Origin of the sequence: Pseudoalteromonas sp. SR45-5 (assembly GCF_014163565.1) — a bacterium.
GTDB classification, from domain to species: Bacteria; Pseudomonadota; Gammaproteobacteria; order Enterobacterales; family Alteromonadaceae; genus Pseudoalteromonas; species Pseudoalteromonas distincta.
This window is the reverse complement of the sequence record NZ_JACJDN010000581.1, coordinates 1-2,507: the sequence shown is the minus strand read 5'-3', so window position 1 is coordinate 2,507 and position 2,507 is coordinate 1. Positions and strand designations below refer to the sequence as shown.

Annotated in this window: 4 protein-coding genes; all 4 read left to right on the top strand. The window is 37.7% G+C overall.

Going from position 1 to position 2,507, the window contains the following annotated elements; genetic code table 11:
• The coding region (locus H5072_RS16765) for an ABC transporter ATP-binding protein (RefSeq protein ID WP_182694184.1) at window positions 1-659 on the top strand (659 nt) is incomplete at its 5' end.
• Complete coding sequence (gene lpxK / locus H5072_RS16760; RefSeq protein WP_182694183.1) at window positions 656-1,636, top strand: tetraacyldisaccharide 4'-kinase; 981 nt, start codon at window positions 656-658, stop codon at window positions 1,634-1,636. The genes H5072_RS16765 and lpxK, both read left to right, overlap by 4 nt.
• Complete coding sequence (locus tag H5072_RS16755) at window positions 1,626-1,823, top strand: Trm112 family protein (RefSeq protein ID WP_182681254.1); 198 nt, start codon at window positions 1,626-1,628, stop codon at window positions 1,821-1,823. The genes lpxK and H5072_RS16755 overlap by 11 nt, the downstream gene beginning before the upstream one ends.
• A partial coding sequence (kdsB, locus tag H5072_RS16750) for a 3-deoxy-manno-octulosonate cytidylyltransferase (RefSeq protein WP_182694182.1) occupies window positions 1,811-2,507 on the top strand: 697 nt, incomplete at its 3' end. The genes H5072_RS16755 and kdsB, both read left to right, overlap by 13 nt.

The window sequence follows — 2,507 nt, the reverse complement described above, 5'->3', positions numbered from 1 at the left end:
AAGCGGGTGAAAGTATTGCCTTAGTAGGGCGCTCAGGCTCTGGTAAATCAACAATTTCTAATTTATTACCACGCTACTATGACTTAGAGTTACCGAGTGAAATATTACTTGATGGTATAGCTCTGCAGGATTATAAATTAACAGATCTACGTCGCCAATTTGCTTTAGTGTCTCAACAAGTCGTGTTATTTAACGATACGATTGCTAACAATATTTGTTATGGCATAAAGCATGATGTGTCTGAGGAAGAATTAGAGCAAGTTGCTAAACAAGCGCATGTTTGGGAGTTTGTTAAAGACCTGCCAGAGCAATTAAACACCATGGTAGGTGAAAATGGTGTAATGCTCTCCGGCGGTCAACGCCAGCGTATAGCGATAGCACGTGCAATATTAAAAGACGCACCTATTTTGATTTTAGACGAGGCTACATCAGCACTTGATACCGAATCAGAAAAGCTTATTCAGCAAGCATTAGAAACGCTAATGAAAGATAAAACCTCAATTGTTATTGCGCATCGCTTATCTACTATCGAAAACAGTGACCGAATCTATGTTATTGATAACGGTCGTGTAATTGAAAGTGGCGATCACAATAGCTTATTAGCAATTGACGGTACTTATTCAGCCCTTTGCAAAATGCAGTTTGGTGATCAGGCGTGAGTAAAATAGAACAAAGCTGGTATAAACCATTTGGTCTAATTACTTTACTGTTATTACCATTAAGTGCTTTGTTTTGGGTTGTATCGTCATTTCGAAAATACTTATACAGCGCTAAAATACTTAAACCTTTTGAGTGCAAAACGCCTGTAATTGTAGTTGGCAATATAAGTGTTGGCGGTAATGGTAAAACGCCTTTTGTTTTGTGGCTGTATGGTCATTTAACACAGCAAGGTTTATCAGTGGGAATTATTAGTAGAGGATATGGTGGGCAATCAAAAAATTACCCGCTGTTAGTTACTGAGCTTGTAGATGCTCAGCAGGCTGGAGATGAGCCCGTACTTTTATACCATCGTTTAAAGTGCCCAATAGCGGTTGGGCCTAATAGACAACACAATATCGATTTATTAGAAAATAATTATACACTCGATGTTATTATTTCTGATGATGGAATGCAGCATTATAAAATGCCTCGTAGCATTGAGTGTTGTATTGTTGATAATGAGCGTCGTTTTGGTAATGGCTTTGTTATGCCAGCAGGGCCACTTCGTGAAACAACTAAACGTTTGCAAAGTGTCGATATAGTAATTGAAAATGGTGGTGAGGCTAATAATAGCTACACATTACAAGTAAGTAATCTTCGCTTAGTTAACTCAAGCGATTATGCAAAAAGTAACGTAAGTGAAGCACATGCAATAAGTGCAATTGGGAACCCTAAACGGTTTGAAAACTCATTAGAAGCACAAGATATTACGTTATTATCGACTCATCATTTTAGAGATCATTATGCTTATACAGTAGATGATTTTGCCCAATTTGGTGATGATTGCATTATAATGACCGAAAAAGATGCCGTTAAATGTAAGTCCTTTGCAAAGCCTAATTGGTATTATTTACCAGTAGATGCACAACCTACCGATAGCGTAATAAACACATTAAATTCAATATTAAAAGAAAAAGGAATACTCAATGGCCTTTGATACAAAATTACTCGAGATAATTGCGTGCCCTGTTTGTAAGGGAAAATTACGCTTTGATAGAGACAACAACGAACTAATTAGCACAGCAGCTAAGCTTGCTTATCCTGTTCAAGACGATATTCCAGTATTACTTGAAAATGAAGCACGTGAGTTATCTTTAGAAGAGGTTGAAAAGTGGAATTCGTAGTTGTAATTCCTGCTCGTTTTGCATCGACCCGACTACCAGGTAAACCGCTTGCTGATATTTGTGGCAAGCCAATGGTTCAACACGTTTACGAAAAAGCATGTTTATCAGGTGCTAGTAAAGTAGTTATAGCAACCGATCATCAAAAAGTATTTGATGCAGTAAGTATGTTTACTAATGATGTAGTAATGACGCGTGAAGATCACCAGTCGGGTACTGAACGATTAGCTGAAGTGGTTGATTTGCTTAAACTTGATAGCAATACAATTGTGGTTAATGTACAAGGCGATGAGCCATTACTTGCACCAGAAAACGTATCTCAAGTTGCTGCACTATTAAGTGATTCAACAGCACCAATGGCAACGTTAAGTGTTGCTATTGAAGAACGTGATGAAGTATTTAATCCTAATGCCGTTAAAGTGGTTAGCGATATAAATAAAAATGCCCTGTATTTCTCTCGTGCAAGTATACCGTTTGATAGAAATACGATGATGGGTGATAGCACTGCCCTTAATTTAGCCCCGTTTCAACGCCATGTAGGTATTTATGCGTACAGAGCGGGTTTTATTAAACAATACATAGAGCTGAGTGTATCACCACTAGAATTACTTGAATCACTTGAGCAGTTACGTGTTTTGTATCACGGTTATAAAATTAAAATAGAACAAGCTCAAATAGCCCCTCATG